This is a genomic window from uncultured Halovibrio sp. (assembly GCF_913056445.1).
Classification (GTDB): Bacteria; Pseudomonadota; Gammaproteobacteria; order Pseudomonadales; family Oleiphilaceae; genus Halospina; species Halospina utahensis_B.
The window spans coordinates 1-24,497 of record NZ_CAJXMA010000019.1; the positions used below are offsets into that span (position 1 = coordinate 1).

Annotated in this window: 21 protein-coding genes, 1 pseudogene and 1 riboswitch; of the genes and pseudogenes, 2 read left to right on the plus strand and 20 right to left on the minus strand. The window is 61.0% G+C overall.

The annotated features are described in order from the left end of the window. Positions 1-112 precede the first annotated feature (112 nt). Positions 113-733 carry a hypothetical protein gene (locus QZ501_RS05875; RefSeq protein WP_295717974.1) on the plus strand — a complete coding sequence of 207 codons (621 nt, stop codon included), beginning with the start codon at positions 113-115 and terminating at the stop codon, positions 731-733. Positions 734-756: 23 nt separating this feature from the next. On the opposite strand, the gene QZ501_RS05880 is transcribed toward QZ501_RS05875, so the two are convergent. From QZ501_RS05880 to QZ501_RS05955, 16 genes and pseudogenes are all read right to left on the minus strand, one after another. After that, on the minus strand, positions 757-1,125 hold the full coding sequence (locus tag QZ501_RS05880) for an MBL fold metallo-hydrolase (RefSeq protein ID WP_295717978.1): 369 nt from the start codon (positions 1,123-1,125) through the stop codon (positions 757-759). 53 nt (positions 1,126-1,178) lie between these two features. After that, positions 1,179-1,880 carry an Abi-alpha family protein gene (locus QZ501_RS05885; RefSeq protein ID WP_295717980.1) on the minus strand — a complete coding sequence of 234 codons (702 nt, stop codon included), beginning with the start codon at positions 1,878-1,880 and terminating at the stop codon, positions 1,179-1,181. 184 nt (positions 1,881-2,064) lie between these two features. Further along, a complete protein-coding gene (locus QZ501_RS05890; protein WP_295717982.1) occupies positions 2,065-3,090 on the minus strand; it encodes a DUF262 domain-containing protein in 1,026 nt (341 codons plus the stop codon). Positions 3,091-3,093: 3 nt separating this feature from the next. Beyond that, a complete protein-coding gene (locus QZ501_RS05895; protein WP_295718024.1) occupies positions 3,094-3,834 on the minus strand; it encodes an FRG domain-containing protein in 741 nt (246 codons plus the stop codon). A 377-nt stretch (positions 3,835-4,211) separates the two neighbouring features. Next, a pseudogene (locus tag QZ501_RS05900) lies at positions 4,212-4,777 on the minus strand (hypothetical protein). 102 nt (positions 4,778-4,879) lie between these two features. Further along, a complete protein-coding gene (locus tag QZ501_RS05905; RefSeq protein WP_295717986.1) occupies positions 4,880-5,293 on the minus strand; it encodes a hypothetical protein in 414 nt (137 codons plus the stop codon). Positions 5,294-5,498: 205 nt separating this feature from the next. Next, entirely contained in the window at positions 5,499-6,932 is a 1,434-nt protein-coding gene (locus QZ501_RS05910; RefSeq protein WP_295717987.1) for a cobyric acid synthase, read from the minus strand. 197 nt (positions 6,933-7,129) lie between these two features. Beyond that, entirely contained in the window at positions 7,130-7,741 is a 612-nt protein-coding gene (cobO, locus tag QZ501_RS05915; protein WP_295717989.1) for a cob(I)yrinic acid a,c-diamide adenosyltransferase, read from the minus strand. Between the two features lie 92 nt (positions 7,742-7,833). Next, on the minus strand, positions 7,834-9,138 hold the full coding sequence (locus tag QZ501_RS05920; protein ID WP_295717991.1) for a cobyrinate a,c-diamide synthase: 1,305 nt from the start codon (positions 9,136-9,138) through the stop codon (positions 7,834-7,836). 139 nt (positions 9,139-9,277) lie between these two features. Continuing rightward, the gene (locus QZ501_RS05925; protein WP_160898425.1) at positions 9,278-10,042 is read right to left on the minus strand and encodes an ABC transporter ATP-binding protein; all 765 of its coding nucleotides are present in this window, start codon (positions 10,040-10,042) and stop codon (positions 9,278-9,280) included. Then, positions 10,042-11,022 (minus strand): iron ABC transporter permease, encoded by a 981-nt coding sequence (locus QZ501_RS05930; protein ID WP_160898460.1) that lies wholly within the window; start codon positions 11,020-11,022, stop codon positions 10,042-10,044. The genes QZ501_RS05925 and QZ501_RS05930 overlap by 1 nt, the downstream gene beginning before the upstream one ends. A 28-nt stretch (positions 11,023-11,050) precedes the next feature. Further along, positions 11,051-11,932, minus strand: coding sequence for a cobalamin-binding protein (locus QZ501_RS05935; RefSeq protein WP_295717993.1), 882 nt, complete (start codon positions 11,930-11,932; stop codon positions 11,051-11,053). Between the two features lie 5 nt (positions 11,933-11,937). After that, positions 11,938-12,240 carry a DUF2149 domain-containing protein gene (locus QZ501_RS05940; RefSeq protein ID WP_295717995.1) on the minus strand — a complete coding sequence of 101 codons (303 nt, stop codon included), beginning with the start codon at positions 12,238-12,240 and terminating at the stop codon, positions 11,938-11,940. Continuing rightward, entirely contained in the window at positions 12,237-12,683 is a 447-nt protein-coding gene (locus QZ501_RS05945) for a MotA/TolQ/ExbB proton channel family protein (RefSeq protein WP_295717997.1), read from the minus strand. The genes QZ501_RS05940 and QZ501_RS05945 overlap by 4 nt, the downstream gene beginning before the upstream one ends. Positions 12,684-12,702: 19 nt before the next feature. Next, complete coding sequence (locus QZ501_RS05950) at positions 12,703-17,235, minus strand: cobaltochelatase subunit CobN (RefSeq protein WP_295717999.1); 4,533 nt, start codon at positions 17,233-17,235, stop codon at positions 12,703-12,705. Between the two features lie 23 nt (positions 17,236-17,258). After that, positions 17,259-19,064 carry a TonB-dependent receptor gene (locus QZ501_RS05955; protein WP_295718001.1) on the minus strand — a complete coding sequence of 602 codons (1,806 nt, stop codon included), beginning with the start codon at positions 19,062-19,064 and terminating at the stop codon, positions 17,259-17,261. 153 nt (positions 19,065-19,217) lie between these two features. Beyond that, positions 19,218-19,437: riboswitch (cobalamin riboswitch) on the minus strand. A 154-nt stretch (positions 19,438-19,591) separates the two neighbouring features. On the opposite strand from QZ501_RS05955, the gene QZ501_RS05960 reads away from it, so the two are divergent. Continuing rightward, on the plus strand, positions 19,592-21,451 hold the full coding sequence (locus QZ501_RS05960) for a DUF3413 domain-containing protein (protein ID WP_192497330.1): 1,860 nt from the start codon (positions 19,592-19,594) through the stop codon (positions 21,449-21,451). Here QZ501_RS05960 and cobD read toward each other — a convergent pair. From cobD to QZ501_RS05980, 4 genes are read right to left on the minus strand one after another with little or no spacing between them, the layout of a single operon-like run. Then, positions 21,448-22,434 (minus strand): threonine-phosphate decarboxylase CobD, encoded by a 987-nt coding sequence (gene cobD, locus QZ501_RS05965; RefSeq protein ID WP_295718003.1) that lies wholly within the window; start codon positions 22,432-22,434, stop codon positions 21,448-21,450. The two genes, QZ501_RS05960 and cobD, sit on opposite strands and share 4 nt — an antisense overlap. Beyond that, a complete protein-coding gene (gene cbiB / locus QZ501_RS05970; RefSeq protein ID WP_295718005.1) occupies positions 22,434-23,372 on the minus strand; it encodes an adenosylcobinamide-phosphate synthase CbiB in 939 nt (312 codons plus the stop codon). The genes cobD and cbiB overlap by 1 nt, the downstream gene beginning before the upstream one ends. Further along, positions 23,372-23,686 (minus strand): AzlD domain-containing protein, encoded by a 315-nt coding sequence (locus QZ501_RS05975; RefSeq protein ID WP_151440655.1) that lies wholly within the window; start codon positions 23,684-23,686, stop codon positions 23,372-23,374. The genes cbiB and QZ501_RS05975 overlap by 1 nt, the downstream gene beginning before the upstream one ends. Further along, positions 23,673-24,395 (minus strand): AzlC family ABC transporter permease, encoded by a 723-nt coding sequence (locus QZ501_RS05980; RefSeq protein WP_160898416.1) that lies wholly within the window; start codon positions 24,393-24,395, stop codon positions 23,673-23,675. Before QZ501_RS05980 ends, QZ501_RS05975 begins: the two co-directional genes overlap by 14 nt. Between the last annotated feature and the right edge of the window lie 102 nt (positions 24,396-24,497).

The following is a 24,497-nucleotide window of genomic DNA, read 5'->3' on the forward strand; positions in this document are numbered from 1 at the left end:
CCCGGGATTCTGGCGATCCTTTTCAGAGGGCGTCGACAGCGTTCATGTTGAGGACGGTCAACTGGTTTTGAAGCTCAGGGAATAAGGTTCCCTGTTCCAGAGGAGACTCGCCATGGGTCGACGCCACAGCCTGCTGCTTGCCGCCTGCCTGCTGCCCATGGCTGCACAGGCCGGCGTGGAGCTGACCCCGTTTGCCGGATACCGGCTGGGCGGGGATTTTGAAGTCCGCACTGCCGGCGCCAGCACCAAGGAGGATCTGACCTTCGACGACTCCCGCAGCCTGGGCCTGACTCTGAACGCGGATCTGGCGGAACCGGGCAAACAGCTGGAACTCTACGTCGCCCGCCAGGAAACCCGGGTCCGCTCCTCCGAGCCCCTTTTCACCCCGCCGGCTACTGCCCTGGATGTGGTGATCTACCAGTTGCAGCTCGGGGGCCTGCATTTCCCCCAAGGCGGGACGACCGGCCCATTTGTGTCCGGCGTGGCGGGCCTGACCCGGCTGGAGCCCAAACCAAGTGGCTTCAGAGACCATAACCGTGCCTCCATCTCCCTGGGCGGAGGCTACAAGCTGCCGCTGAACCAGAACCTGCTGATGCGATTTGACCTGCGAGGCATCTACACGGCCCTCGAAAGCGGCGGCGCTGTGTTCTGCTCCGGCGGGTGTACCGCCGTCTTTGATAGCAGTGGTTTTATTCAGGTGGAAGCGAGCGCCGGGCTGACACTGCGCTTTTAGTCGACCGCAGGAAGACCAGTCCTTTAGAAATCTACATGACTCCCGCCGACATGGTCTGGATGAATGTGGGTGATGAGGGCCGTGTCGTTGGCGCTGGCGTCGAGGCCGATGGCGTTGAGGTTGTCCATCAAACCGACACCGCCCTCGCCGGTGAAGGCGCCGATGCCCGTGTCGATCAGGATCCGGTGATCGCCGGTATCCAGCAGAAAGGCGTTAAGGGTGATGCGCGGCGGTGTGGGCCGGCAGTTCTCCGCGTGCAAGCGCCTGGCCTTTTCTTCAGGGATCGACTGGACTAGGCCGAAGCTAGCTTCCATCTGGGCATCGAGCGGGGTTGTGAGGACGGAATCGCCGATGTGGAGTTGGTGGGCGTTGCTGGGTTGAAGTTGGGGCATAAAATTACATCTCATACCGTTAACGGGATCAACCCAGATGGGAAGATTTACGTTTACTCACCCTGCTCTAGTTCTGTGCTACACAGCCGCAACAACTCCTCCCCCAAGTATGTCAGATCTACTTCTAAATCCTTCCTTATTCCATCCAAAGTATCAGAGGTTCGAAGCAAGTTTAATCGCAACAGATTCGAAACGGATAAAAATACCTCCTTAGACGGGAACGGCTGCCCTGACTCACTATTATCCATTGGAGCGGCTTTTTCCGGCAAATAACCTATATAAAAACCAACCTGAAGCGCCTCTGAATAACTATCCAGGGGAGGGGCGTCACCGATAACTTTGAGGATCTGTGCGTCCAAAGAGGTCATGTCCTCAAGTAGACTAACAAAGGCTCGTCTCAGTTCGACTTCGACTCGCTCATCGGCGGCATTAGTCAGCATTGCCGCCCACATATCCCGCAGATACTCATCTTCTTCCAAGGTTGCGGCCTGCAAAAGCGGAACAGCGAATGACAAAGGCACTGCCCGAGTTGGCTCAGAAAGCCCTCTTCGCGCCAAATGATCTTGGAACCTATCTCGGAGCTTAAGCTGATTTACAGCTCGGGTATATTTGAGTTTGTCTTGCCAGATCCCTGCAGCTTCCTCAAGCGGCCCTCCAATTACTCGATCGATAAGTTTAACCATTTCACGAACAGCATCCGCCGTTTTTCCGGATGCTTCCGCAATCTGGTCAATAATTTTTTCTTTTTCACTCATGCTATCTCAGCCTATAGCTTATTACGCATATATTCAGCCAAAAGGCTATTCATGCATCTAATGGAGATTAGACTACCCTGAACTCAGAATGAACGAAACCCAAACTCTCGAAGTCGAAAACTGACTGTTTATCACTTAAAACTTCAAGATAAAACAACTAAAGCACTAAAATAGTATTTTTTGCTCAAGACCTCCACTCTTTAAACAGCTCCTTAAGTATCTTTGTTCTACCTAAAAAGCTATTTTGATCATTCGTAGACCGATTGTACTTTCCAAAATTGACAAACCTTTCATCCATAGAATCTTTCCTTTCCTTTTCAAACCACTCCAAAAAAGCCCTAACCGCAGGGTATTCACTCTCGTCTAAATCACAGATAAAAAGATAGTAGACAGGAATTAAGCCAGCAGATTTGAGAAGCTTGTCCCTTGGAAGAAAGATAGAAGACATCACATCAAGCGTGTCTCTCGCTTTTCTGTACGACAGCTCTAAAGTCGCTTCATCATTCTTCACGCTTCCTGCAAAATCATCCAGATCCTTTTTCTTAGTATCTCTGGCTTCACCATAAAAACAAAACATTAATATCTTCGCGGCTGCGTTTTTATCTTGCCCCCTATTAACCGAAAACGCGATGTTCTCACAAAAGAATTGATGTTCGGATAGCTTTCGAATCAGGCGCGGGACATCGCCCTTCATTGCATTTCTAATCTCTGCCCCTGTCAATGGCTTACTTCGGTTTAGCCTCAAAAACAATTCATTGATCGCATCAACATCCTGAGCCATCACGCTTACAACGGATAAATTAAACTGCTCTACACCTTCGGCTAGTTCAGGATAGTTTTTCCGAAGATCCGAGAACTTCATCCCTCCTGCTTTAAAGCTAGGGTTCGCATAGTATTTAAAATCTGCATTCAAGGCTATTCGGTCATCCAAGAACTCAAACACAGCCTCGAGCCGTTGCTTTCCATCAATGACAGCATACATTTTCTTCTTTGGGTTTAACTTTTCGGTAGAAGACCACGTAAAATCTGCCAAATAAATTTTCGGAACATCAAACCCATTAATTATAGAATCAACAAGGTAGGCTTTATCGAAAGAAGTCCACAAGCCACCTTTTCTTTGATACGGAGGATCAAAATCAATATTATTTATTCTTGATTTCCACCAGGAAAGAGTCCGCCTGTCGTGCTCTGATACTTTATATTTCTCCATTTTCTACCCCTCAAACCCAAAATCTCTTTTTATTTCTTGAGCCAAGCCCTCTAGATCCGGAAATATTACAGATTCCGTTATCCCACTATCCAAAAGCTCTTTGCAAATATCCCCAATAACACTTTTCTTTATTAAAACCTTTTCAAAACAACCGCTTATTTTTGACATCTGATATATTTTTTCCATAGAGTAATCAGGCGCACCAAAAATAAAAAATGACCCGCGCTGGGCAACTATCCTAGAAGAATTGTAAGCCCCATATATCGCTAAGCAATATTGAGGGATACTACTAAAATCAGCCGGCGGCTTGAATGGTCTAAGTTGATCATCATCGACATTTAATATTCCACCTTTATAACCCTGAAACTCCAAAGCCTGATTATTCCACTCATCTGGATCCACCATCCAAACAACGGCATCTTTTTTATAGTTTCCGTTTTGGTACTTTTCTGCGTATTTAACTGCAAAAAATAGCGCCACAAAGGGATTTTCTGACCAATCCAAGAGCCTTGTCGGTACTCCATAATGCTGCATTAAGAACAGCCAACCCCAATCATCAAATGGCCTTGTCCCTATATAAGGCAAGGATCTATCTTTAAATCGGGTTATCATTTGCTTCTCTAGCTCACCAAGTTCGGTTCTACCCTGCACTTCTTTCCGAAGGAGTGACGGAACTTGGGTGTGCGAAGAATTACTGACACCACGCAGCCAAACTTTCGCGCGCCCCTCCCGGAATTTTGACACTATTTTTATGAACTCTCCGAGATTATTCGGCTGATGTACTATTGGTTGCAATCAATCACCCACTTTCATAAAAGCTGATCAGTTCAGTCTGCGCGACTATTACCGAATTTCCAAAAACCATTAGTTAAACCAAATCTTAAAGGTCGACACGCTACCAAGGACAACGTCCAACACCTTGCTGATAGCTTCCTAAAATCAGTTATCTACATGATATGCTCTAAGACTGGCATGGTAATGGAAGTTTAGTAGTAACGGCTATAATCCTCACCGGTGCAGCGTAGCGGATGGCCCATCTCCGGTCTATGGGGGGCATAAAATTCGGTATCCGTCCAGCGAAGGGTAGGTTCAGGTTGCAGCCGCTGATTAAGGGGTTAATCTCAAGAAAAGAGCTCTGTCCCAATGTTTTCAGTCACCTCATCGGCCAGCCGGTCCAACTCGGTCAATCTGTGTTGCTGATAATCAACTGTTGCTTGGTCATTTTGTAGCCCGACCCATACCAGCAGGGTCTCGCAGGCCTCTGCGTCATCAAACACGCCATGGATGTAACAGCCAGCCACAACCTGATCCTGGCTAACTGCCTCATCCGGCCGCCCCTCCAATGACACCAACGGCCGCTCCAACGCACTCCTAGTCGTCACCCCGTTATGAATCTCATACCCACTCATCGGCGTTCCGCTTTCGGCAAACACTCCGGTCACGCGCCGCAGTTGCTTCCCTTCCACCAGCCGCGTTTCAAGATCCAGCAGGTTCAGCCCTTCGGTTTCGCCGGGCTCGCCTTCGATGCCGTCCGGGTCGGCAATGGTTTTACTCAACATCTGGAATCCGCCACAGATCCCCAGCACCTTGCCGCCGTAGCGCAGGTGCGCTGGATGTGGTCGTCCCAGTCCTGGGCCTTGAGCCGTTCGCGGTCGGCTCGGGTGCTTTTGCTGCCGGGGAGGATGATGAGGTCGGCGCCGGGTTTGGGTTGGTCGGGCCGATGATCGCTTTGCGCAGCGGCCGGTTTGCGGAGTACAGCGGAACAAACCGGTCCGACTGACGCTACTGGTTATGAGTTGCTCTCTGATTTCGGGGCTGTATCAGCGCCTCCCACAATGGCAAAAACAGCGATCAGCGTGTAGACAATCCCGAAGCACTGCGCCCAAAGCTCTTCATTCAGCGACAAAATCAAGGCGCCTATTACTAAAACAGCGGCTCCCACAGATATGAAGCCCGCAGGTAGGAGATAGAAACCATTGAATTCAGTGAAGTGCTTGTCATAAAGCTTTGATAAATGATTCATGCCTGCACCACCAATCAGTGTGGCCGCTACGACACTCAACCAACCATCTAACAGTGATGCCCTACCTACGAACCCTAAAAACCACACATAAGAGCCCACAACAAGGCCCCACCAACCAATTGATGCAGATTTAATCCAAAAACGGCAATCCAATAGGATTTTGAAGTTTTCCAATCTCACTACGCTAAGCTCCTTTTTGCCTCATAACAGAGATCAGACCGCATTTTGTATGATTGAATACACGAGCGCTATGGCGATTTTTACCCTAAAAACGACAGCCTGACCGATACTAGGGGAGGTCTATGCAATTATTTAAATTCCCGTTTTCACGCAGCCCATGGGGGGTCGAGCTCGATAGATACCAAGCGGTATAAACTCAGTCCTGTTAAAGCAGGTCCGCGCTAACATGCTCCGCCACAGAGTCGGCCAGCCTATCCAGCTCTGCCAATCTGTGTTGCTGATAATCAGTTGTTGCTTGCTCGTCGGCTAATCCGGCCCAAGCCAGCAAAGCTTTGCAGGCCTCGGCGTCATCAAACACCCCATGGATGTAGCAGCCCGCCAAGGCCTGATCCTGGCTAACCGCCCCATCCGGCCGCCCCTCCAATGACACCAACGGCCGCTCCAACGCACTCCCCGTCGTCACCCCGTTATGAATCTCATACCCACTCATCGGCGTCCCGCTCTCCACAAACACCCCGGTCACCCGCCGCAGCTGCTTCCCTTGCACCAGCCGCGTTTCAAGATCCAGCAGGTTCAGCCCTTCGGTTTCGCCGGGCTCGCCTTCGATGCCGTCCGGGTCGGCGATGGTTCTGCCCAGCATCTGGAATCCCCCACAGATCCCGAGCACCTTGCCGCCGTAGCGCAGGTGGCGCTGGATGTGTTCGTCCCAGCCCTGGGCCCTGAGCCATTCGCGGTCGGCTCGGGTACTCTTGCTGCCGGGGAGGACGATGAGGTCGGCGCCGGGTTTGGGTTGGTCGGGGCCGATGAACTGGAGATCCACCTTGGGGTGGAGGCGCAGGGGGTCGAAGTCGTTGTGGTTGCTCATTCTGGGGAGCGCGGGGACGACGACCTTGAGGGCGTCTTCGTCGGCCTCGGTGCCGGTGAGGCCGACGCTGTCTTCGGCGTCCAGGATGAGGCCCTGGAGGTAGGGGAAGACGCCGACGATGGGTTTGCCGGTGTAGTCTTCGAGCCATTTGAGGCCGTCTTCGAGCAGGGCCGGGTCGCCGCGGAAGCGGTTGATGAGCAGGCCGGTGACGCGGTCGCGTTCGGACTGGGACAGGAGCTGGAGGGTGCCGACGAGCTGGGCGAAAACGCCGCCGCGGTCGATGTCGCCGACGAGCAGGACCGGGAGGTCGGCGGCTTCGGCGAAGCCCATGTTGGCGATGTCGTTTTCGCGCAGGTTGATCTCGGCGGGGCTGCCGGCGCCTTCGACGATGATGACGTCGTAGCGGGCCTTGAGCGCTTCCCAGGCGGCCATGACGCTCTTGCGGGCTTCTTTCTTGAAGCCGTGGTAGTCGACAGCGTCCATGTTGCCGTAGACCTGTCCTCTGAGGATGACCTGGGCGCCGCGGTCGGTCTGGGGTTTGAGGAGGACGGGGTTCATGTCGCTGTGCGGTTCGATGCCGCAGGCCAGGGCCTGGAGGGCGGTGGAGCGGCCGATCTCGCCGCCGTCTTCGGTGACAGCGCTGTTCAGGGCCATGTTCTGGGGCTTGAACGGGGCCACGGAGACGCCCTGGCGGTGGAGCCAGCGGCACAGGGCGGCGACGATGGTGCTCTTGCCGGAGTCCGAGGTGGTGCCCATGACCATCAGCGATTGCATGAGGTGTTGCCTCCGTTGTGCGTTTTCCCTGTAGGAGCGAGCTCTGCTCGCGATCCCCTTTGTAGGAGCTTGCTTGCAAGCGATAGTGCCAGAGAGGGTATCGCGAGCAAGGCTCGCTCCTACGGTAGATTGATTCGCTCGCGATATCGCTTGCAAGCAAGCTCCTACGGGTCAGGGAATCGCGGGCGTGCCCGCTCCTACAGTTCGACGCCTTTTTGGGCGCGGACGCCGAGGTCTTTGAAGGCGTGTTTGACGATGGTCATGTCGGTGACGGTGTCGGCCAGCTCGATCAGCTCTTTCGGGGCGTTACGGCCGGTGACCACGACGTGCTGCATCTCTGGGCGGTTCTGGAGGTCGTCCAGGACCTGGTCGAGGTCGAGGTATTCGTAGCGCAGGGCGATGTTGAGTTCGTCGAGCAGGATGAGGCCGTAGCTGTCGTCCTGAAGCATGCGTTGGACTTCTTGCCAGGCGTTTTCGGCGGCTTCGACGTCTTTTTCCCGGTCCTGGGTGTCCCAGGTGTAGCCCTGGCCCATGACGTGGTAGTCGACGTTGGGTTGGTCGCGGAAGAAGCGTTCTTCGCCGGTTTGCATTTTGCCTTTGATGAATTGGACGATGCCGACTTTCATGCCGTGGCCCAGGGCTCTTGCGGCCATGCCGAAGCCGGAGGAGCTTTTGCCTTTGCCGTTGCCGGTGTTCACGAGGAGGACGCCCTGGTCTTTCTGGGCGTTGGCCATGCGTTCTTCCATGACCTTCTTTTTGCGGGCCATTCGTTGGGCATGACGTTCAGGGTCTTTCGCATTCTCTCTCATATCTGGATCTCCTGACTTGTTGCAGGGGGCATGCCGGGGAGTCTTCCCCGGCATGCCCCTTCTAATGTCTCGATAACTCAGCTACACAAACCTCAACCCTTGAAGAGCTCTGCGATCAGTTTGGGGGCCGTGGGGAAGTAGCCGTGGAAGTAGCTCGCTGTGAGTGAGCCCTGTTTGAACACGCGCTCCCCTTCACTGCCGTTTTTCTTGGTCGTTCTCATGGCCGGTTCCAGTTCCGTTTCGAGTTCGGAGTGGTGGAAGGTGTGGCCTCGGAGTTCGCCATTTTCCGTGTTCAGGGATTGGATGCCCAGTGCCTTGAGTTTGGGGGCCATGGAGACTTTGCCGGGCATGAGGGCGTAGAGGCTGTGTTCGGTGCCGTCTTCCGGGTCGGTCATGGTTTCGGTGCAGGCCATTAGGCCGCCGCATTCGGCGTAGATGGGTTTGCCGGCCTGGTGGTGGGCCTGGATGGCGGCTTTCATGGCGGTGTTGTCGGCCAATGCTCGGCCGTGGAGTTCGGGGTAGCCGCCGGGGAGCCAGAGGGCATCGGCGTCCGGGAGTTCTTTGTCCGCGAGGGGAGAGAAGAACTTCAGGGTGGCGCCCATGGCTTCGAGGAGTTCGGTGTTGGCCCGGTAGATGAAGGCGAAGGCGGCGTCCTTGGCGATGGCGATGGTGGTGCCTTCGAGGAGCCTTGGCGGTTGTTCGGGTGTTGTTGCTTCCAGGGTGACCTGGGCCGGGAGTTGGTCGAGGCCGGCTTCTTTCAATACTTCCGCTGCTGCGTCGAGCTGGGTATCCAGGTCGGTGATTTCGTCGGCCTGGACGATGCCGAGGTGGCGATCCGGGATGTCGAAGGCCTCATTCCTCGGGATGGCGCCGAGGAGGCTGATGTCTTCGGGGAGGCTCTCCTTGCACAGGTGGGCGTGGTAGCCGCTGCCGGTGCGGTTGGCGATGACTTCCTTCACTTCCAGATCATCGCGGTAGCGGGCGAGGCCCAGAGCAATCGCGCCGAAGGTCTGGCCCATGGCGTTGGCGCCGATGACCGGTAGCGCGGGGATGCCGCAGGCGACGGCCATGTCGGCGGTGCTGGGGTCGCCGTCGAAGAGGCCCATGGAGCCTTCGACCAGTATCAGGTCAGCGGTCTGGGCGGCTTCGGCGAGGCGCCAGCGGACTTCGTCCATGCCGGTCATCCAGCCGTGGACCTGGTAGACCGGGTTGCCGGAGGCCCGTTCGAGGACCATGGGGTCGAGGTAGTCCGGGCCGTGCTTGAAGACGCGGACGTTGCGGCCTTCGTTTTTGTGGAGGCGTGCCAGGGCGGCGGTGACCATGGATTTGCCGTGGCCAGAGCCCGGGGCTGTGATCATGGCAGCAGCCGTTGTGCCTGTGATGGTCTGGGTGTTCATTGAATTCAGCCTCGGTTAGTCCTGTTCCCTGCAGGAGCGAGCTTTGCTCGCGATTGTTTTATCGCTTGCTTTGTCTGGATCGCTTGGATCGCTTGCAAGCAAGCTCCTACAGGGGGGTCATTTTTGGGGGTTCTTTCCCTCATGACGGCACGAATACGGGAGCCCCATCCACCTCCGCCCACGTGAGGGGCTGGCCGTAGAGCTGTTCGAGGGCCTTGGGTTTGAGCATGCTTTCGGCCTCGCCCCAGCAGGCTTCGCCGTCCGGGTACAGGAGCAGGAGGTGGTCGCACCAGCGGGCGGCGAGGTTGAGGTCGTGGAGGCACATGACGACGGTGTGCCCTGCCCTGGCCTGTTCCGAGAGCAGTTCCATCACGGCCACCTGGTGGCGGAGGTCCAGGTGGTTGGTGGGTTCGTCGGCGAGCCAGATGCTGGGGCTCTGGGTCAGGGCCGTGGCCAGGGCGACGCGCTGGCGTTCGCCACCGGATAGGGTACTGACGGAACGATCCGCCAGGTCGCTGAGTTCCAGGCGTTCCAGGGCCTTTTCGGCCATTTCGAGGTCGTCGCCGCCTTCTAGCTGCCAGGGGGACAAAAAGGGGTGCCTTCCGATCAGGGCGGTTTCGAGGACGGTGGCGGGGAAGCCGTCCTGGCGTTCCTGGAAGACGAGGCCGAGCTGCCGGGCGATGGTGCTGCGCCGCATCTGGCGCAATGGGGTGTCGTCGATCCGCACTTCCCCGCTCCTCGGGCGGTTGAGGCCGCCGAGGGTGTGCAGCAGGGTGCTCTTGCCGGCGCCGTTGGGGCCGAGGATGCCCCAGGTCTGGCCGGGTTCCATGCGCAGGCTGAGCGGGCGGCCGTCGGCGCGCTCGGGGATGTCGATGATGAGTTCCCGGGTTTCAAGCACGGCCATCAGCGACTCCGGTACAGCAGCACGAGGAAGGTCGGCACGCCCAGCAGGGCGGTGATCACACCCACGGGGAGCTGTTCGGGGGCGATGACGATGCGCGCGAGCGTGTCCGCCAGCGTGAGCAGTGCGCCCCCGGCCAGCGCGCAGGCCGGCAGTATGAGGCGCTGGTCGTTGCCCAGCACCAGCCGGAGCATGTGCGGCACCACCAGCCCCACAAAGCCGATGCTCCCGGCAGTGGTCACGGCCAGTGCGGTGAGCAGGCTGGCGAGCACGTAGATGGTCCATTCCAGCGGGCGCACGGCCACGCCCAGCGCCGCCGCCTGCAGCGGGCCACGTGCGAGGACGTTGAGGCTGCGCCCGAGGGGGATGACCAGCAAGCAGACCAGCGCCAGCGTGATCAGCGCTGGCCAGGGGGTCTGGGCGTAGGTGAGGTCGCCCATGAGCCAGTAGAGCATGCCCGGGAGTTTGTCCGTCGGGCCGATGGCCAGCATCAGTGTGATCACCGCGCCCCAGCCGGAGGCGACCACGATGCCCGTAAGCAGCAGTCGCGCCGGGGTCCAGCTGCCTGTGCCGTGGGCGAGGCCGAAGACCAGGAAGGTGGACAGCAGCGCGCCCGCGAAGGCGGAACCGGAGAGCACGGCGGTGCCGGTGCCGGCGAGCATGGCGGCGAGCGCGCCCACCGAGGCACCGCCGGAGACACCGAGTACGTAGGGGTCCGCCAGCGGGTTGCGCAGCAGGATCTGCATGAGCGCCCCGGCCACCGCCAGCAGGCCACCGGTGGCAAACCCGGCCAGTGCGCGCGGCGCGCGCAGCTCAAAGATGAGGGTGCGGTGCAGTTCACTGCCCTCGCCCAGGATCACCGCCCAGAACTCGCCCGGCGCGATGGTCACGCTGCCGATGGCGACGGCCATCATTAGGGCCAGCAGCCCCAGCAATGCCAACCACACCAGCGGCAGAAAGGGACGCCAGGCGGAAATGGCCATGGAGGCGCTGGCCCGGTGTGCGACGGCCTCAGCGGCGTTCACGGGCGGTCTCCAGTTTCTTGCACAGGGTGGCGCCGCCTTCCAGCAGGCGTGGTGTGGGCCGCTGCAGGGTGGACGGCGGCACGAAGAAAAGATTGCCCCGCTCAGTGGCGGTCAGCGAGCCGTACTGTTTCCATTCCTGCAACCAGTCCCGGTTCTGCTCGCCCATGCCGCCGGCGACGATCGCCTCCGGATTCCCGGCCAGTACGGATTCCCGGTCGATGCGTGGCACCAGCCGGTCGAGCTCCGCGTAGATGTTTTCGCCACCGCACAGTTCAATCACTTCGTGGATGAAGTGCTCGCCATTAACCGTCATCAGGGGCTGATCCCAGACCTGGTAGAACACTGGCACCGGATCGGCATCACCGTATTCATCACGCAGCGACTCGATCCCGGCGCGGAACCGATCGGCTTCCCTGTAGCCCACCTCTTTGGTATCCGCCAGGGTCGAGAGGCGCTCGATGGCAGTCGCGATGCCCTCGAAATCCCTGGGCTCGAGGTAGTACAGGGTGAGGTCCAGCTCTTCCAGCCGCTCGGTCTGTTCCTTGGGGTTGCCGGTCACCCAGACAATCACCAGATCCGGCGACAGGCTCAGGATCCGCTCGACATCGAGCCGCTTGAGGCTGCCGATGATGGGCAGTTCCTTCGCGGCCTCGGGGTAGTCGCTGTAGTTGACCACACCCACCACGTCGTCCCCGGCGCCGGCGGCGAAGAGCAGTTCAGTGGCGCCGGGCGAGAGGCTGATGATGCGTTCAGCGGGGCTGTCCAGGCAGACCTCCTTCCCACGGTCATCCGTGGCACAGACTTGCGCGTGGGCCATCGTGGTGGCGACCAAAAAGAGAAGGGCGATGGCGGTGAGTCGGTGCAGCATCCGGATCACTGGCTGTTCCCCTTGTCGATCATGATCATGCGCCCGGTTTCCGGGTCCCGGTAGACCTGGCCCATGGGCTGGAAGCCTTCACCGGATTCGCCGGCGCCCTCGGGCAGTTCCGGCATTTCACGGCCCGCCTCCACATCCACGCCGCTCTGCTGCGGGTCGTTGGCCCTTTCGGATGCGGCCAGCGCCACCATCAGGCCCACGGCGAACACAAGCATGATATCAGCCAGGTTCGCCAGCGGGCCCATGGGGTCCTCGTCGGTGACGTCGAAACGGCTGCGGCGGTACTCCGGCACACTCATGCGCTGGCCTCCTCCAGCCGTGCCATGGCGCCATCGTACCAGCGGCGGCGCATGCGCCCGAGCAGGAAGCCGATGATGCCGGCAAGCAGGCCGAGGACGGTGGTGTTGAAGGCCACGGTCACCGCCTCCGCCAGCACGTCGAGCTCACCGCGCCCGAGCGCGGCCAGGCCCGGGCCGAGCGGGATCAGGGTGCCCATGAGGCCCATCATGGGGCCGACACGGGCGATCAGGTCGGCGCGGTCAATGCGGCGCTGGGCGCGGGCCGCCAGTGAATCGGTATCACCGCGTTCGATCATCCGGCGCAGGCCGCCGGTGCGTTCACCGATGGCCAGGCCGGTTTCCCAGAGCGCCAGGGCGATCAGCGCCAGCAGCGCGATGATCACCGGCTCCAGGAGGAAGCTCACCATGGAGTCCATGATGTCGAGGGTTGCGGATGTAAACATTGCTTGCCTCCTTCAGGCCTTATGAGAGGCGTCGACCGGCGACGACACCACCACCGAGAAGCAGCAGGACACCACCGCCGATGAACCACGGAAGCAGGACCTGTCCGCCCTCGGCCGAGGCCTTTTGCGCATCGGGTTGCTCGGACGTTTGTTCCGTTTTCTTTTCCGATTGCTGCTGGGCCTTCTCTTCGGCTTCCTGCTGCTGGGGTTTCTGTTTCATAGTGACTTCGCGCATGCTCACCGGCTGGGCCTTGCCGGACTCCGGTGCCTGCATGCGGGCCGACTTGAGGACGGCCCTGAAGTCTTTCTTAAGCTCGGCATCGCTCAGGTTCTCGGCCACCCACTGCATGGTGGGGTGGTCCGGGCGGGTGTGGCCGCTGCCGGGCAGGCCGTTCTCGACAACGAGCTGGGCGAACTCCTGGCGCAGTTTCTTGAGGGTTTCCTCGTCGGGCTTCCAGAAGCCGCGATGCGCGGCCACCAGTGTGATCGCCTGCATGTGGGTTTTGACGTGGACGTTGTGGTCCTTCTCGAGGAACTTATCGAGACCCAGGTTGTGACGGTCCTCGAAGTAGACCTCGTTGATGTCGTCCCAGACGGCGGATTTCACCACGTCCGGGCTCGTCACCTGCCAGCCCCAGAGGTTGTCGAGGAAGTCCGCGGACATGGTGCGTGCGCCGGCGTAACCCTGCTCCATCAGCGGTTTGATCCACTGCGGGTTCAGGTTCTGGCCACGCAGCTCGCTGAGCAGGGCCTGCTGCAGGGATTCGACCCTGGGGTTGTCGGGGTCGGCGTGCATTAGGACGCGGTTAGTCGGGGCCTTGCCGGTTTCGTGTTCCACGGCCATGGAGAGCCCGCCCTGGAAGTCGAAGCCGTCGTCGTTGTCGAGCAGGCCGTAGACGTGGCTGGCGCGGCCGAGGTAGGTGCGGCCGACGTCATCCAGACGATCCTTGAAGGCATCGTGCGCGGGGCGGCCGCCCTGCTTGTCGCCGCCGAAGGCGTAGCCCATACGTCGGGTGTAGGCGTCGGCGACCTTGCCGCGGTCGTCCCAGGCGCCGGAGCGGTCCGCGAGGCGGTTGACGCCGGCGCCGTAGGAGCCAGGGGCAGTGCCGAAGACGCGCAGGGCCGCATCCGAGCCGGCTTTCTCGGCCTTGGCGCCGTTGGCCATCATGGCCTTGGTATCGGCGACCCAGCGGGCGGCCACGTCATTCTTCGCGAGGCTTTCATTGCCGGGATCGCGCATGTCCTCGGGGAGCGGTTCCATGGCGGCTTCCAGGGCGCGGTCCAGCTGCGGGTGCTTGTTCATGATGGTCTTGTAGGCGCCATCCAGGGCCAGGCGCGAGGCCTGGTCGAGGAGCACGAGCTGGTCCTCGTAGAGGTCGCGGAACAGGCCGGAGGTGGTGAAGAGGGCGTCGCGGCGACGGGCCCGGTCTTCCAGCGGCATGCGCTCGAGGCCTTCGACGATGCCACGGGAGTTCCACTTGGGCTTGATGCCGAGCATGTCCAGACCGAAGGCGATCATCACGCCTTCATCACGGACGGTGTCCGAGGCCCAGAGGACGATGGCTTCACTGCCCTCGGCCTTGGGATCGCCCTTGTTACGGGCGTCCTCGGCCATTTCCGCGCCCAGGGACCAGGCGACGCGGGTCGGGACCAGGTCGCTGGACAGGGCGTGGAAGTTGCGGCCGGTGGGCAGTACCGCCGGGGTACGCACGGGGTCGTTGCCCTCGCCCGGGGGGACGAATCGGCCATCGAGGCCGGCCATGAGGTGGTCCATCTCTTCGCCGGGGGAGGCCTTGAGCTTCTCGCGCCACTCGGGCTTCGGCTCCTCGTCGTCACCGGCCATGGAGCTGAGCATGGTCTCGATGCCTTCCTGCTCCCAGTCACGCCCGAAGACGTGCAGGCCGAGGGGCATGAAGCTTTCCTGCATGGTGGTCAGGTAGTGGCCGACCTCGTGCACCAGGAGTTCGTCGTCCACGTCTTCCAGGTGGACTTCTTCCTCGTGGTGGTGCTCGTGGCCATGCTCGTCACCGTCCTCATGCTTATGGGCGTGGGCGTGCTCGCCGCCCTCTTCCGGCGCCTCGACGTCTTCATGCTTGTGGTGATGTTCGGTCTCGGCGTGCACCTCGCCCTCTTCGTGCTTACCCTCTTCTTCGCCTTCCTCCTCGTTGTGCTCTTCTTCACCGTGGTGGTGCTCGGCGGCGAGTTCCTTCTCGATATCCTGGACCATGTCCAGTTCCCTGAGGCGCTTGCGCAGTTCCTTCACGGCACGGTCGCGCGAGGAGGAATCCGGGTCGTTGGAGGACTCCCAGGTTTCGACGAGCTGGCGCAGTTCCAGCAGGTTGTCGTAGAGCTTGGTGGTCTCCAGCGGCGGCGTGAGGTGGCTGATCATCACGCCCATGGCGCGGCGCTTGGCCTGGATGCCCTCGCCCACCCCGTCAACGATGTAGGGGTAGATGAGCGGGAGATCCTTGCCCAGCAGTTCCGGGTAGTCGTCCTCGGCCAGGCCCGCGCGGCGCCGGGGCAGGAACTCGCGCGTTGAGTGGCGGCCCAGGTAGACGAGCGCGTCCACGTTGAAGTCCTTGCGCAGCCACTGGTAGAAGCCGACGTACTGGTGCGTGGGCGGGAAGGTGGTGTTGGCGTGGAGCAGCTCCTCGCTCACTTCCCAGCCACGCGGCGGCTGCGGGCCGATGAACACATTGCCGAAGTGGAGGCCGGGGAACAGCATCTCGCCCTCGTGGACCATGGAGCGGCCGGGCGCCTCACCCCAACCGGAGAGGCCGGGGATGCCGGTGCGGATCAGGGCATCGCGGATGCTGGTGACCTTCTCCGTCGAGTTCTGCTCATTGCGGAGAACCGCGCGCCAGCCGGTCTGGTACTGGTCGAGCAGGTCCAGAGCGCGCTGGGTGGCGTCGTGCTCGTAGTTGCGCAGCATGTGGCGCAGGTCCTTCACGCCGTTCTTGAGCAGGTCATTGCCGAGCTTGGTATGGCCGTTGTTGGCGGCGTTCTTCAGCTGGGCGTGGAGGTAGCCCACGGGGCCGTGCTGCATCTCCGCCTGGACAGCTTCCGGCAGTTGCTTGAAGCGCTCCAGGTAGGTCTCCTTGCTCACGGAGGGCACCTTGCCGGCCAGATCTTCCAGGCCGGACTGCTGGTCCGGGAGGTTCACGCCACGATCCTGGATCTCATCCAGCAGGGCTTCCGGGGACTCGGGAAGCTCGCCCGTCTTGTAGCCCTCGGCCTTGAGCCGCTGCAGGATCTCGAACAGGGATTCCGGGACGTTGAGCTTGTCCGCACCAATGTTCTGCCGGCCCGGCGGGTGGTTGTAGTAGACCACCGCAACACGCTTGTCCGAGTTGTCCTTGGTCTGGAGCGTGACCCAGCGATCCATCCGGTTCGCGAGGGCGTTGACGCGCTCGGCCACCGGCGTGGTCAGCGTGAGTTCCACGCCCGTTTCCTCATCGATGCGCGGCGGCTCGGCCACCGCCAGCACCATGGGCTGGCTGATGCCCTGGAGTTCGGGCATGGCGAGCTGGTAATGCACCGAATCCCACGGCAGCCCTTCATCGGAGAGCAACCATTCGGGCTTGGTGAGCTTGGAGATGCGGATACCCTTGATGACAGGCACGTCCAGATTATTGAACGCCTCGGTCACGGCTTCGCGGCCATCGCCACCGCCAACGGTGAAATACTGCAGGCTGACGATGCCGGACAGCGTAGCCGGCTGGATCCGTTCCTCCAGCGTCTTCACCGCTTCAACGCTCGCCCCACCCCAACGGGCCAGGATGGTGAAGCACTTGATGCCACGCTCTTCCATCTGCTCGCAGGCGGCGTCCAGCAGGTCCCGATCGCCGGGGCGGTCGCCCGAATCCAGGTCCAGCAGGGCCACGGCCGGGCCTTCCTCCAGGTTGAGGGAATCCGGATCGGCACTGGCTTCGCCATTACGGTAGTACCGGATGGGCTCGCGGGGCTTGGGTTCCGGCACCTCGATGTCATACCCGGCCTGGGCCAGCGCCCAGCGGAAGAGGCCATCCATGTGCTCGGGGCTGCGGCCCTGGTAGAAGGCGCGGCCGGTGAGCCATTCCGCCTGCTCCGGGTACTGCTTGCGGCGTTCATCCAGGTGCGTGGCGGGGTCCTCGCCGGGTTCAGGGTTCGCGACCATCTCGTTGATGGTCCTGTCCGAGAGATCCGCCATCACGCGCTCGCCCTCGAGCCGGGAAAGGCGGGTTATGCCGCGCTTGCTGTTCATGGCCATGATGGGCACGTCCGCCCCCGGCCCCTGGTCACGCACCAGCCGGCGGATGCGGCCGGACTCCTCGCCAAAAACGGCGGCCAGGATGAGCGCGTCCGCGTCGCTCCAGAGGTCCGTAACCTGTTCGTCGGGAAGATCCTTCAGCTGCTCGGGCGTGCGCAGCACGATCTCGTGTTCCGGGAACGCGGCCAAATGCTCCTCGGCGCCCGCCGCCATTTCGGCGGAGGAGCGGTCCGAGACGATGCCGACGATGGTGGCGGCGCTGGCCGACACGCTCGTCAGCCCCAGCACCATACAGGTGAGCATCAACATCCGTGTGGCCGACCGCATCACTGAGCTCCATAACTAATAGTGGCGTAAACCGCACGTCCCGCAGCCAGGTAGTCAAACCTGGGCTGGAAGCTCCGGCTGGTGGTGCTGTATCGCCGATCAAAGACGTTCTCCACGTTCACGCTGACCGACAGAAGACGGGTCACGTCCATACCGGCTCGAAGATCGAGCCTGCCGAAGCCAGCAAGGACTTTGCTGTTTCCCCGATCGTTATAACGATCACCTTCGGCGATGAACGATGCACCGAAGTGATAGTTGGCGGGTGTGTAATCGGCATCGACCCGAACACTGCGCTTGGAGCGCCGCGCCAACCGATCACCAGTGGAACGATCTTCGGGATCCTGAAAGGTAACAGCGGAAGTTACCTCAAAGTTCGCCATTGAAAGGCCACCCGAAAGCTCTATACCGTCGATGCGCGCACGTTTAATGTTGTCTGGCTGAGCACTGATCAGGTTATCAACATCCGTCCTGAATAAAGCCACGTCCCAGAAGACCGATTCGCGATCCGACCGAAATCCGACTTCAACGGTTCCTGAGGTCTCAGGCTCGAGGTTCGGATTGCCAAAACCCGGGTAGTAGAGGTCGTTGAAGGTGGGTGCTCGAAAGGCGGTCCCGTAACTGGCTCGCGCACTGTATACAGAGCTCAGATCGTACCCCAGTGCCACTGCCCCTGTGGTCTCTTCACCAAAGGCCTCGTTGTCGTCCCAACGCCCACTGAGCTGCAGACTGGTGGCTCCAAACTCGCTCAACAGCTGAGCAAACGCAGCCCTGTTGCTGCGACGGTCTTCCTCGTAAGGTTCACTGCTATCAACATCGTCCACGCGATATTCAGTGCCGGCAATCAGTTCATGGTTTCCGAAACTGAACGTATTCTCCCACCGCGCTGTTCGACTCGTTGTGTCAAAGAAACTTGGACCACTAACCCGTTCACTGTCCTGTTCGTCCCTTGCCTCACTGAGTTGGATGGACGTCGTCCAGTTCCGGACGACAGGTGTGCTGGCTTTCACACCCAGCGTCCTCATGTCGAAATCGGTCTCCCCGCGGAAAAACTCTGTGTTGCCGCTACTCTGAAGACCAACGACCCCGATGGACGCGCCGTTATCAAACCCATGGCTCACGCTGAAGGTCCCTGCCGCATTCCGGAAACCTTTGTCTTCACCTCCGGGGCGCAGGTTGGTGCCGTCCGTCTCGAGGTAGTGGCCCTGCAGACTGTAGCGGGTGTCACCGTTCTGGCCGCTCACGCCACCGTTGAATTGCTGGGTGGAAAAGCTGCCTCCCCCCATCTCGATCCACTGTTGATCCTGGTCGCCACGCGGGGTGGTAAACCCCTGGATAACCCCACCGACAGCGTCAGATCCGTAAAGCGTTCCCTTGGGACCGCGGACAACCTCGATACGCTGAAGTAACTGGGGGGGGATGTATTGCCAGGGCGCACTGCCGGCAGTTGCCGAACGGATCCGGATACCATCCAATAGCAGGATCGTTGACTCACTGCTGGTTCCCCGAGTGAAAACGCTGGTGTTCTTACCGAAACTCCCACTCGAAGTGACATTGATCCCTGGTTGCGCCTGAAGAACGTCGCCGAGTTCCCTAGGATTACGCTGTTGAAGATCCCTGGAATCAATGACCGTTACAGAGGACAGGCTCTCACTAGCGGTCTCAACGCCAAGCGTCGAGGTAACAACCAGAGGATCCATATTGAAAGCGGCAACCCGGTTAATCCCGTCCGCCTCCTGGGCCGTAGAAACGGATGCGCTAAGACTTATTGCAGCTGCCAGAGGCAGAATGGCCTGTCGGTTGGTCATGGTGTAACTCCCTGTTGCCTGCTGCGCTTCCCCGCACAGCATTGCTGGACGCGTCGCGGGGGCAGACTCAGGGTGACAGGCGGCGGGAGGTTGAATAGTGCGCAGCGTGAGCCGCGGGGGAAGATCCGGCCGGCCTGTCGTTGCCCTCCGCAACGCATGGCGATCCCTTCAGGCCGGTCTACGGGCTGATGAGCGGATGCCCATGGCATCCCCAGCGACCGCCTTCCCATGCTTCTCCGGCACAGTGGCGTGATGGCCGCCTTTGACTCAATCACCGTTGCGGGGGCAGCGCCGGCCTCGCTGCTTCATGCAGCTCACCGGCTTCCCGTTTCATCCCTGCCACAGCAGGGACACCTGAAAGTGGATCGAACCCTACCAAGGGCCCATGACCGGGTCAACTCAGCCATGAATGCCAGAACCAGCCACCGGGCACGGGAAGTACGGATGACGGGCGGCTTGGACTTCCACCTGGCGCTGGCTATCATAGGCCGCCTGACGATTAACACTGGACATTGGATGGAAGGGATTTGCTGAAAACTCAACTCAGGGAACTCGGGCAACGCCTGAGCTGGACCGGCTGGTTTCTGTTAGCCAATGGCGTACTGGCTCTTCTGGTTGGCCTGCGTTATCTGCCCTGGATCACCATTCCAGACGGTACCACCGGCATCTATGTCACCTTCCTGTACCTGGCGCAGTTCCCGCTGCTGGCACTGGTCGCCGGCCTGCCGCTGCTGGTGATCGGACTCATCCCCAGCCGCCGGCTGCTCATCGCTTTGGGGACAGTGTATGCAACGGGCGCTCTCGGGCTCCTGCTGATTGATACCGTCACCTATGCCCAGTTCCGTTTCCATCTCTCCGGATTTGTTCTGGATATGGCCCTTAAGGGCGGCACCCAGATCTTTGCCTTTCCCTGGCAGATGTGGGCCATAGCCGGCGGCGCGACGCTCGGGCTGCTGCTTCTGGAGCTGGTCATGGGCATCTTCCTGTTCCGGCGGCGGCCACGGGGGCGCTGGCTGGCACTCGGTATTGCCACCGTCTTTGCCGGCCAGCTGGTTGTGCACGGCTGGCACGCCTGGGCGGATGCCAACCACGACAGCCGCATCACCTCAATCACCCGGGCCATGCCGCTGTATTACGGCGCAACCGCCAAGCGTTTCATGGAAAAGAACGGACTGGTGGACCCCGAGGCCATCCGGGAACAGAGCGCCGCCAGCGCGCTCACCACTGGCGGCGGCGGTGGCCAGTTGGATTACCCCACCGAGCCCCTGAGCTGTGAAAGGCCGGCCGAACGCCCCAACGTGCTGGTGATCGCGATAGACGGCGCCCGCGGCGACATGGTCGATCCCCGGTGGATGCCGAACATCCATGAATTTGCGGGCAGGAGCCTGCAGTTCACGGATCACTACAGCAATGGTAATGCCACCAAGCCGGGCATTTTCACCCTGTTCTATTCACTGCCCAGCGGCTACTGGGAGGCGTTCACCACCGCCAAACAGCCGCCGGTGATGATTACGCGCATGCAGGAACTGGACTACCGGATGAAGATCCTGAGCTCCGCGCCGCTGATCAGCCCCGCGTTCACCAAGAACGTCTTCGCTTCTGTGGACGATCTGCGCCTGGAAACACCCGGCGACAAACCCTGGGACCGTGACACCCGCATCACCAATGACTGGTTGGACTTCACTGCGCAGCAGAGTGAGGCCAGCACCGGTGAGCCATTCTTCGGGTTCCTGTTCTACGACACACCACACAACCACCGGGTGCCGGACGATTATCCGGTGAAATTCCAGCCGTACTGGGATCCGGTGAACAAGCTGGCCCTGGGCCCGGACTTCAACCCGGAACTGATGCGCAACAACTACAAGTCCACCCTGCATTTCGTGGACAATCAGGTCGGGCGCGTGCTTTCCGACCTCCGTGACCGGGACCTTCTGGATTCCACCATCGTCATGATCACCGGGGACCATGGCCAGGAGTTCAACGAATACGGAAAGAATTACTGGGGCCACGGCAGCAACTTCGGGCAGTACCAGCTGCACACCCCCATGATCGTGCACTGGCCGGGACGTGACAGCCGCACCATTGAGTACCGCACTGAGAACTTCGATGTTGCCCCTACGCTCATGGGCAGGGCCCTTGGCTGCAGCGCCACGGCCCCGGAGACCTATGCCACCGGCAACGGCCTGTTCCAGAAGCGCGAACGGGACTGGAGCATTGCCCACAGTTACATGGACTACGCGGTATTACTGGACGATCACCGGATTGTTCAGTATGCCTCAGGCCGGGTGGAAACCGTGGACGATGAGCTCAATCCGGCGCCGGAGTTCCGGCCGGATCCCCGCACTATCAAGGAAGTGCTCCAGGAAATGTCCCGGTTCTACCGCTAGAGGGTCTGGAGCGCACGCGCCAGCTGTTCCCATTCGGGCTCTGCCCCAGGCAGGCCAAAGCGCAGGGCGGGCGGCGCCTCGAACACACGCACCAGCACCGCCTGCGCGGCCAGCGCCTCTGCGACCCGCCCAGGCTCATCATGGGGGCAGTACGCAAAGTACGGCGCACTGCCCCGGGGAGCCAGCCCGGCGCTCCTGAGCAGTGCGACGAGGCGGTCGTGCCCGTGATGAAGCTGGCTTGCAGCGGCTTTCTGCCAGGCCGTATCCGACAGGGCCTGCTGCGTCAGATAGCGTGCGGGGTGGCTGACAGCCCAGGGGCCAAGCAGCTCACCAAGCGAGCCACAGAGCCCGCCAGGTCCGAACATCAGTCCGGCCCGCAGGCCTGCCAGCCCGAAGAACTTGCCCATGGAACGGTACACCACCAGTCCTTCACGCCCCGTCTCAGGCACCAATGTCTGAGTCGGCTCCGCGTCGATAAAGGCTTCATCCACCACCAGCCAGCCCCCATGGGCCGCCAGTTGCTCGTGGCAGGCCATCAGATCACGGGCCATCACCGGCTCCCCTGTGGGGTTGTTGGGATTGATCCAGACCAGCGCATCCAGCGCGGCCAGCTCCTCATCGCTGGGCAGGGTCGTGAACGGGATAACCCCATGCCCGGCAGCCCGCCACCCTTCGGCGTGTTCAGCATAGCCCGGGTCCGGCACGCCGATGCGCCCCGGGGCCCTTAATCGGGGAAGGGCCTGTATCGCGGCCTGGGTTCCGGCCACGGGAAGACATCCGGCATCGGGCGGCGCACCGGCCCAGTGCCGTGCCTGAGCCGGTAGACCGTCGTCCTCCTCCGGGAGCCGCTGCCAGACTTCAGCCGGCACCGCTGGAACCGGCCACGGCCAGGGGTTGATGCCAGTCGAAAGGTCCACCCACTGGCCGCGGGGAATCCCCCACTGCTGTACCGCCTGGTTCAGTCGGCCACCGTGTGTTGCCATTACCACAGCCCTCCCCGGCCCAGAGCTTCCACCAGCACCGTCACGATGGCCACCGCAAGCATCCAGAGCACAAGACTGCGCTGGATCAGCGTGATGGCGGATGGGATGGTAAGCGCATCGGGCAGCTCGCCATGGCCGAGCAGAGGCCGCTCACGCCAACCGTTGTGATAGGGCGCACGCCCGCCAAGCCATACGCCCAGCGCGCCCGCGCCGGCTGCCATCACCGGACCGGCATTGGGGCTCTCCCATGCCCGTGCCTGGGTTTTCCAGCACCTCAGTGCCATCCGCGTGCGGCCCGCAAGCGCGTACCCCAGCGCGGTCAGCCGTGCGGGAGCCCAGTTCAGGGCATCATCCAGCCGGGCCGCCACCCTGCCAAAGCGGTTGAACCGGTCGCTGCGGTAGCCCCACATGGCGTCCAGTGTATTCACGGCCCGATGCAGCAACAGCCCCGGAAGACCGGCAATCAGGAACCAGAAGAGGCTCGCGAAGATCGCATCCGCGCCATTCTCCAGCAGGGATTCCGTCGTAGCCTTGGCGATGGCTTCTTCATCCAGCCCCCGGGTATTGCGGCTGACCATCATGCCCACACGTTCACGGGCCGTCTCCAGATCCTCATCCATCAGTGGCTGGTAAACCGCCATACCGTGCTCCGCCAGGCTGCTGTGGCCGATGCAGACCCACAGAAGAATCACCGCCACGACCAGCCCATAGGGCCACGGCAGCGCCGACGCCACCAGGGCAACGCCGATCACCGGCAGCACCACCAGCACGGTTGCCAGCCCGCCAGCCAGAATGCCGCCCCGCCCAGAGGGATTCAGCGCAGCTTCAATACGGTCCGCATACCAGCCCAGGCCTACCAGTGGATGCCACCGGCGGGGCTCGCCCACCAGAAAATCCAGAACGAGGGCCAGCAGGCAGCTCAGAAGCGCCACTGCCATCACAGAAACTGCCGCACCAGCGCCGCCGCTACGAACCCTGCGCCGATGGCCGGCAGGGAGCGGCCCGTGGCAACCATGATCACCGCCGTGGTCAGCAGCGCCGCCTTGGCACCCAGATCCCCGGCGAAGGCCATGGGCACGACAATGGCGATCAGAACGGAGCTGGCCATGGCATTGATGAAGCTCTCCACCCGGCGGCTCAGGGGGACCCGTGCCATCAGGAAGGCGCCCCCGAAACGGGTGCCCAGGGTCACCAGAGACATGATGAGAATGATGGCCAGGATGCCGAGGGTTGTGGTCTCAATACTGGTCATGATGCGGCTCCAGCCAGAAGAGACCCACAACGCCGCCGGCCAGCGCGCCCACGATCACATGGGTGTGCGGCGGCAGCCATCGCCAGGCGAGCACCGCCGAGATGCCCGCCACCGTCCACGCCACCAGGATCCGCCGTGATTTCGGCCCGCCCAGTGCCATGGTCAACAGGAAGCATCCCAGCACCATATCCAGCCCGAAGGCTTCCGGGTTCTGAACAAGCCCGCCGAAATAGCCACCGAAGAGGGTACCCGCCACCCAGGCCATCCAAAGCACCAGACCACCACCGAGGATGGCTTCCAGATTCTCGCGCCCGGCCTGATACTGCTGGAAGGAGCGCGCCCAGTTGGCGTCGGTCAGCACCAGCAGTATGCCGTAACGCCGCGCCGGCGGGAGCTTGCGGAGCACGGGGTAGAGCGAGGCGCCCATGAGGATGTGACGGGAGTTGATCGCCAGCACTATGGCGACCAGGGGAATCAGCGAGACCTCCTGCCCCCAGAGCCCCAAAGCCGCGAACTGGGCGGCACCGGCGAAGACGGTGACACTCATCAGGCCCGCCTGCCACGGCAGAAGCCCCGCCTGCCCGGCCGCCAGACCAAACGCGATACCGAATACGGTTACGAAAACCGCAATGGGCAATAACTGGAAGAACTCGGCTTTCACCTGATCGGGGTTGAGCCGATAGGTGTCCGTCTTCGCGTCAGTGGCCATGAGGTGTCCCGGGCAATCGGATGGATCGAACGGGGATTCTATAGCCCGGACAGTGCCCGGTAAAGGCGCCACCCTGGCACTCCCGCAGTCTTCGGAGTAAGG

Excerpts from the sequence above, each read along its gene's own strand:
- cobO (WP_295717989.1), bottom strand. The coding sequence starts at position 7,741 with ATGAGAGAGAATGCGAAAGACCCTGAACGTCATGCCCAACGAATGGCC.
- QZ501_RS05935 (WP_295717993.1), bottom strand. The coding sequence starts at position 11,932 with ATGCTGCACCGACTCACCGCCATCGCCCTTCTCTTTTTGGTCGCCACC.
- cobD (WP_295718003.1), bottom strand. The coding sequence starts at position 22,434 with ATGGCAACACACGGTGGCCGACTGAACCAGGCGGTACAGCAGTGGGGG.
- QZ501_RS05920 (WP_295717991.1), bottom strand. The coding sequence starts at position 9,138 with ATGAACACCCAGACCATCACAGGCACAACGGCTGCTGCCATGATCACA.
- QZ501_RS05980 (WP_160898416.1), bottom strand. The coding sequence starts at position 24,395 with ATGGCCACTGACGCGAAGACGGACACCTATCGGCTCAACCCCGATCAG.
- QZ501_RS05940 (WP_295717995.1), bottom strand. The coding sequence starts at position 12,240 with ATGAGTGTGCCGGAGTACCGCCGCAGCCGTTTCGACGTCACCGACGAG.
- QZ501_RS05910 (WP_295717987.1), bottom strand. The coding sequence starts at position 6,932 with ATGCAATCGCTGATGGTCATGGGCACCACCTCGGACTCCGGCAAGAGC.
- QZ501_RS05975 (WP_151440655.1), bottom strand. The coding sequence starts at position 23,686 with ATGACCAGTATTGAGACCACAACCCTCGGCATCCTGGCCATCATTCTC.
- QZ501_RS05950 (WP_295717999.1), bottom strand. The coding sequence starts at position 17,235 with ATGCTCACCTGTATGGTGCTGGGGCTGACGAGCGTGTCGGCCAGCGCC.
- QZ501_RS05930 (WP_160898460.1), bottom strand. The coding sequence starts at position 11,022 with ATGGCCATTTCCGCCTGGCGTCCCTTTCTGCCGCTGGTGTGGTTGGCA.
- QZ501_RS05890 (WP_295717982.1), bottom strand. The coding sequence starts at position 3,090 with ATGGAGAAATATAAAGTATCAGAGCACGACAGGCGGACTCTTTCCTGG.
- QZ501_RS05945 (WP_295717997.1), bottom strand. The coding sequence starts at position 12,683 with ATGTTTACATCCGCAACCCTCGACATCATGGACTCCATGGTGAGCTTC.
- QZ501_RS05880 (WP_295717978.1), bottom strand. The coding sequence starts at position 1,125 with ATGCCCCAACTTCAACCCAGCAACGCCCACCAACTCCACATCGGCGAT.
- QZ501_RS05925 (WP_160898425.1), bottom strand. The coding sequence starts at position 10,042 with ATGGCCGTGCTTGAAACCCGGGAACTCATCATCGACATCCCCGAGCGC.
- QZ501_RS05885 (WP_295717980.1), bottom strand. The coding sequence starts at position 1,880 with ATGAGTGAAAAAGAAAAAATTATTGACCAGATTGCGGAAGCATCCGGA.
- cbiB (WP_295718005.1), bottom strand. The coding sequence starts at position 23,372 with ATGGCAGTGGCGCTTCTGAGCTGCCTGCTGGCCCTCGTTCTGGATTTT.
- QZ501_RS05875 (WP_295717974.1), top strand. The coding sequence starts at position 113 with ATGGGTCGACGCCACAGCCTGCTGCTTGCCGCCTGCCTGCTGCCCATG.
- QZ501_RS05955 (WP_295718001.1), bottom strand. The coding sequence starts at position 19,064 with ATGACCAACCGACAGGCCATTCTGCCTCTGGCAGCTGCAATAAGTCTT.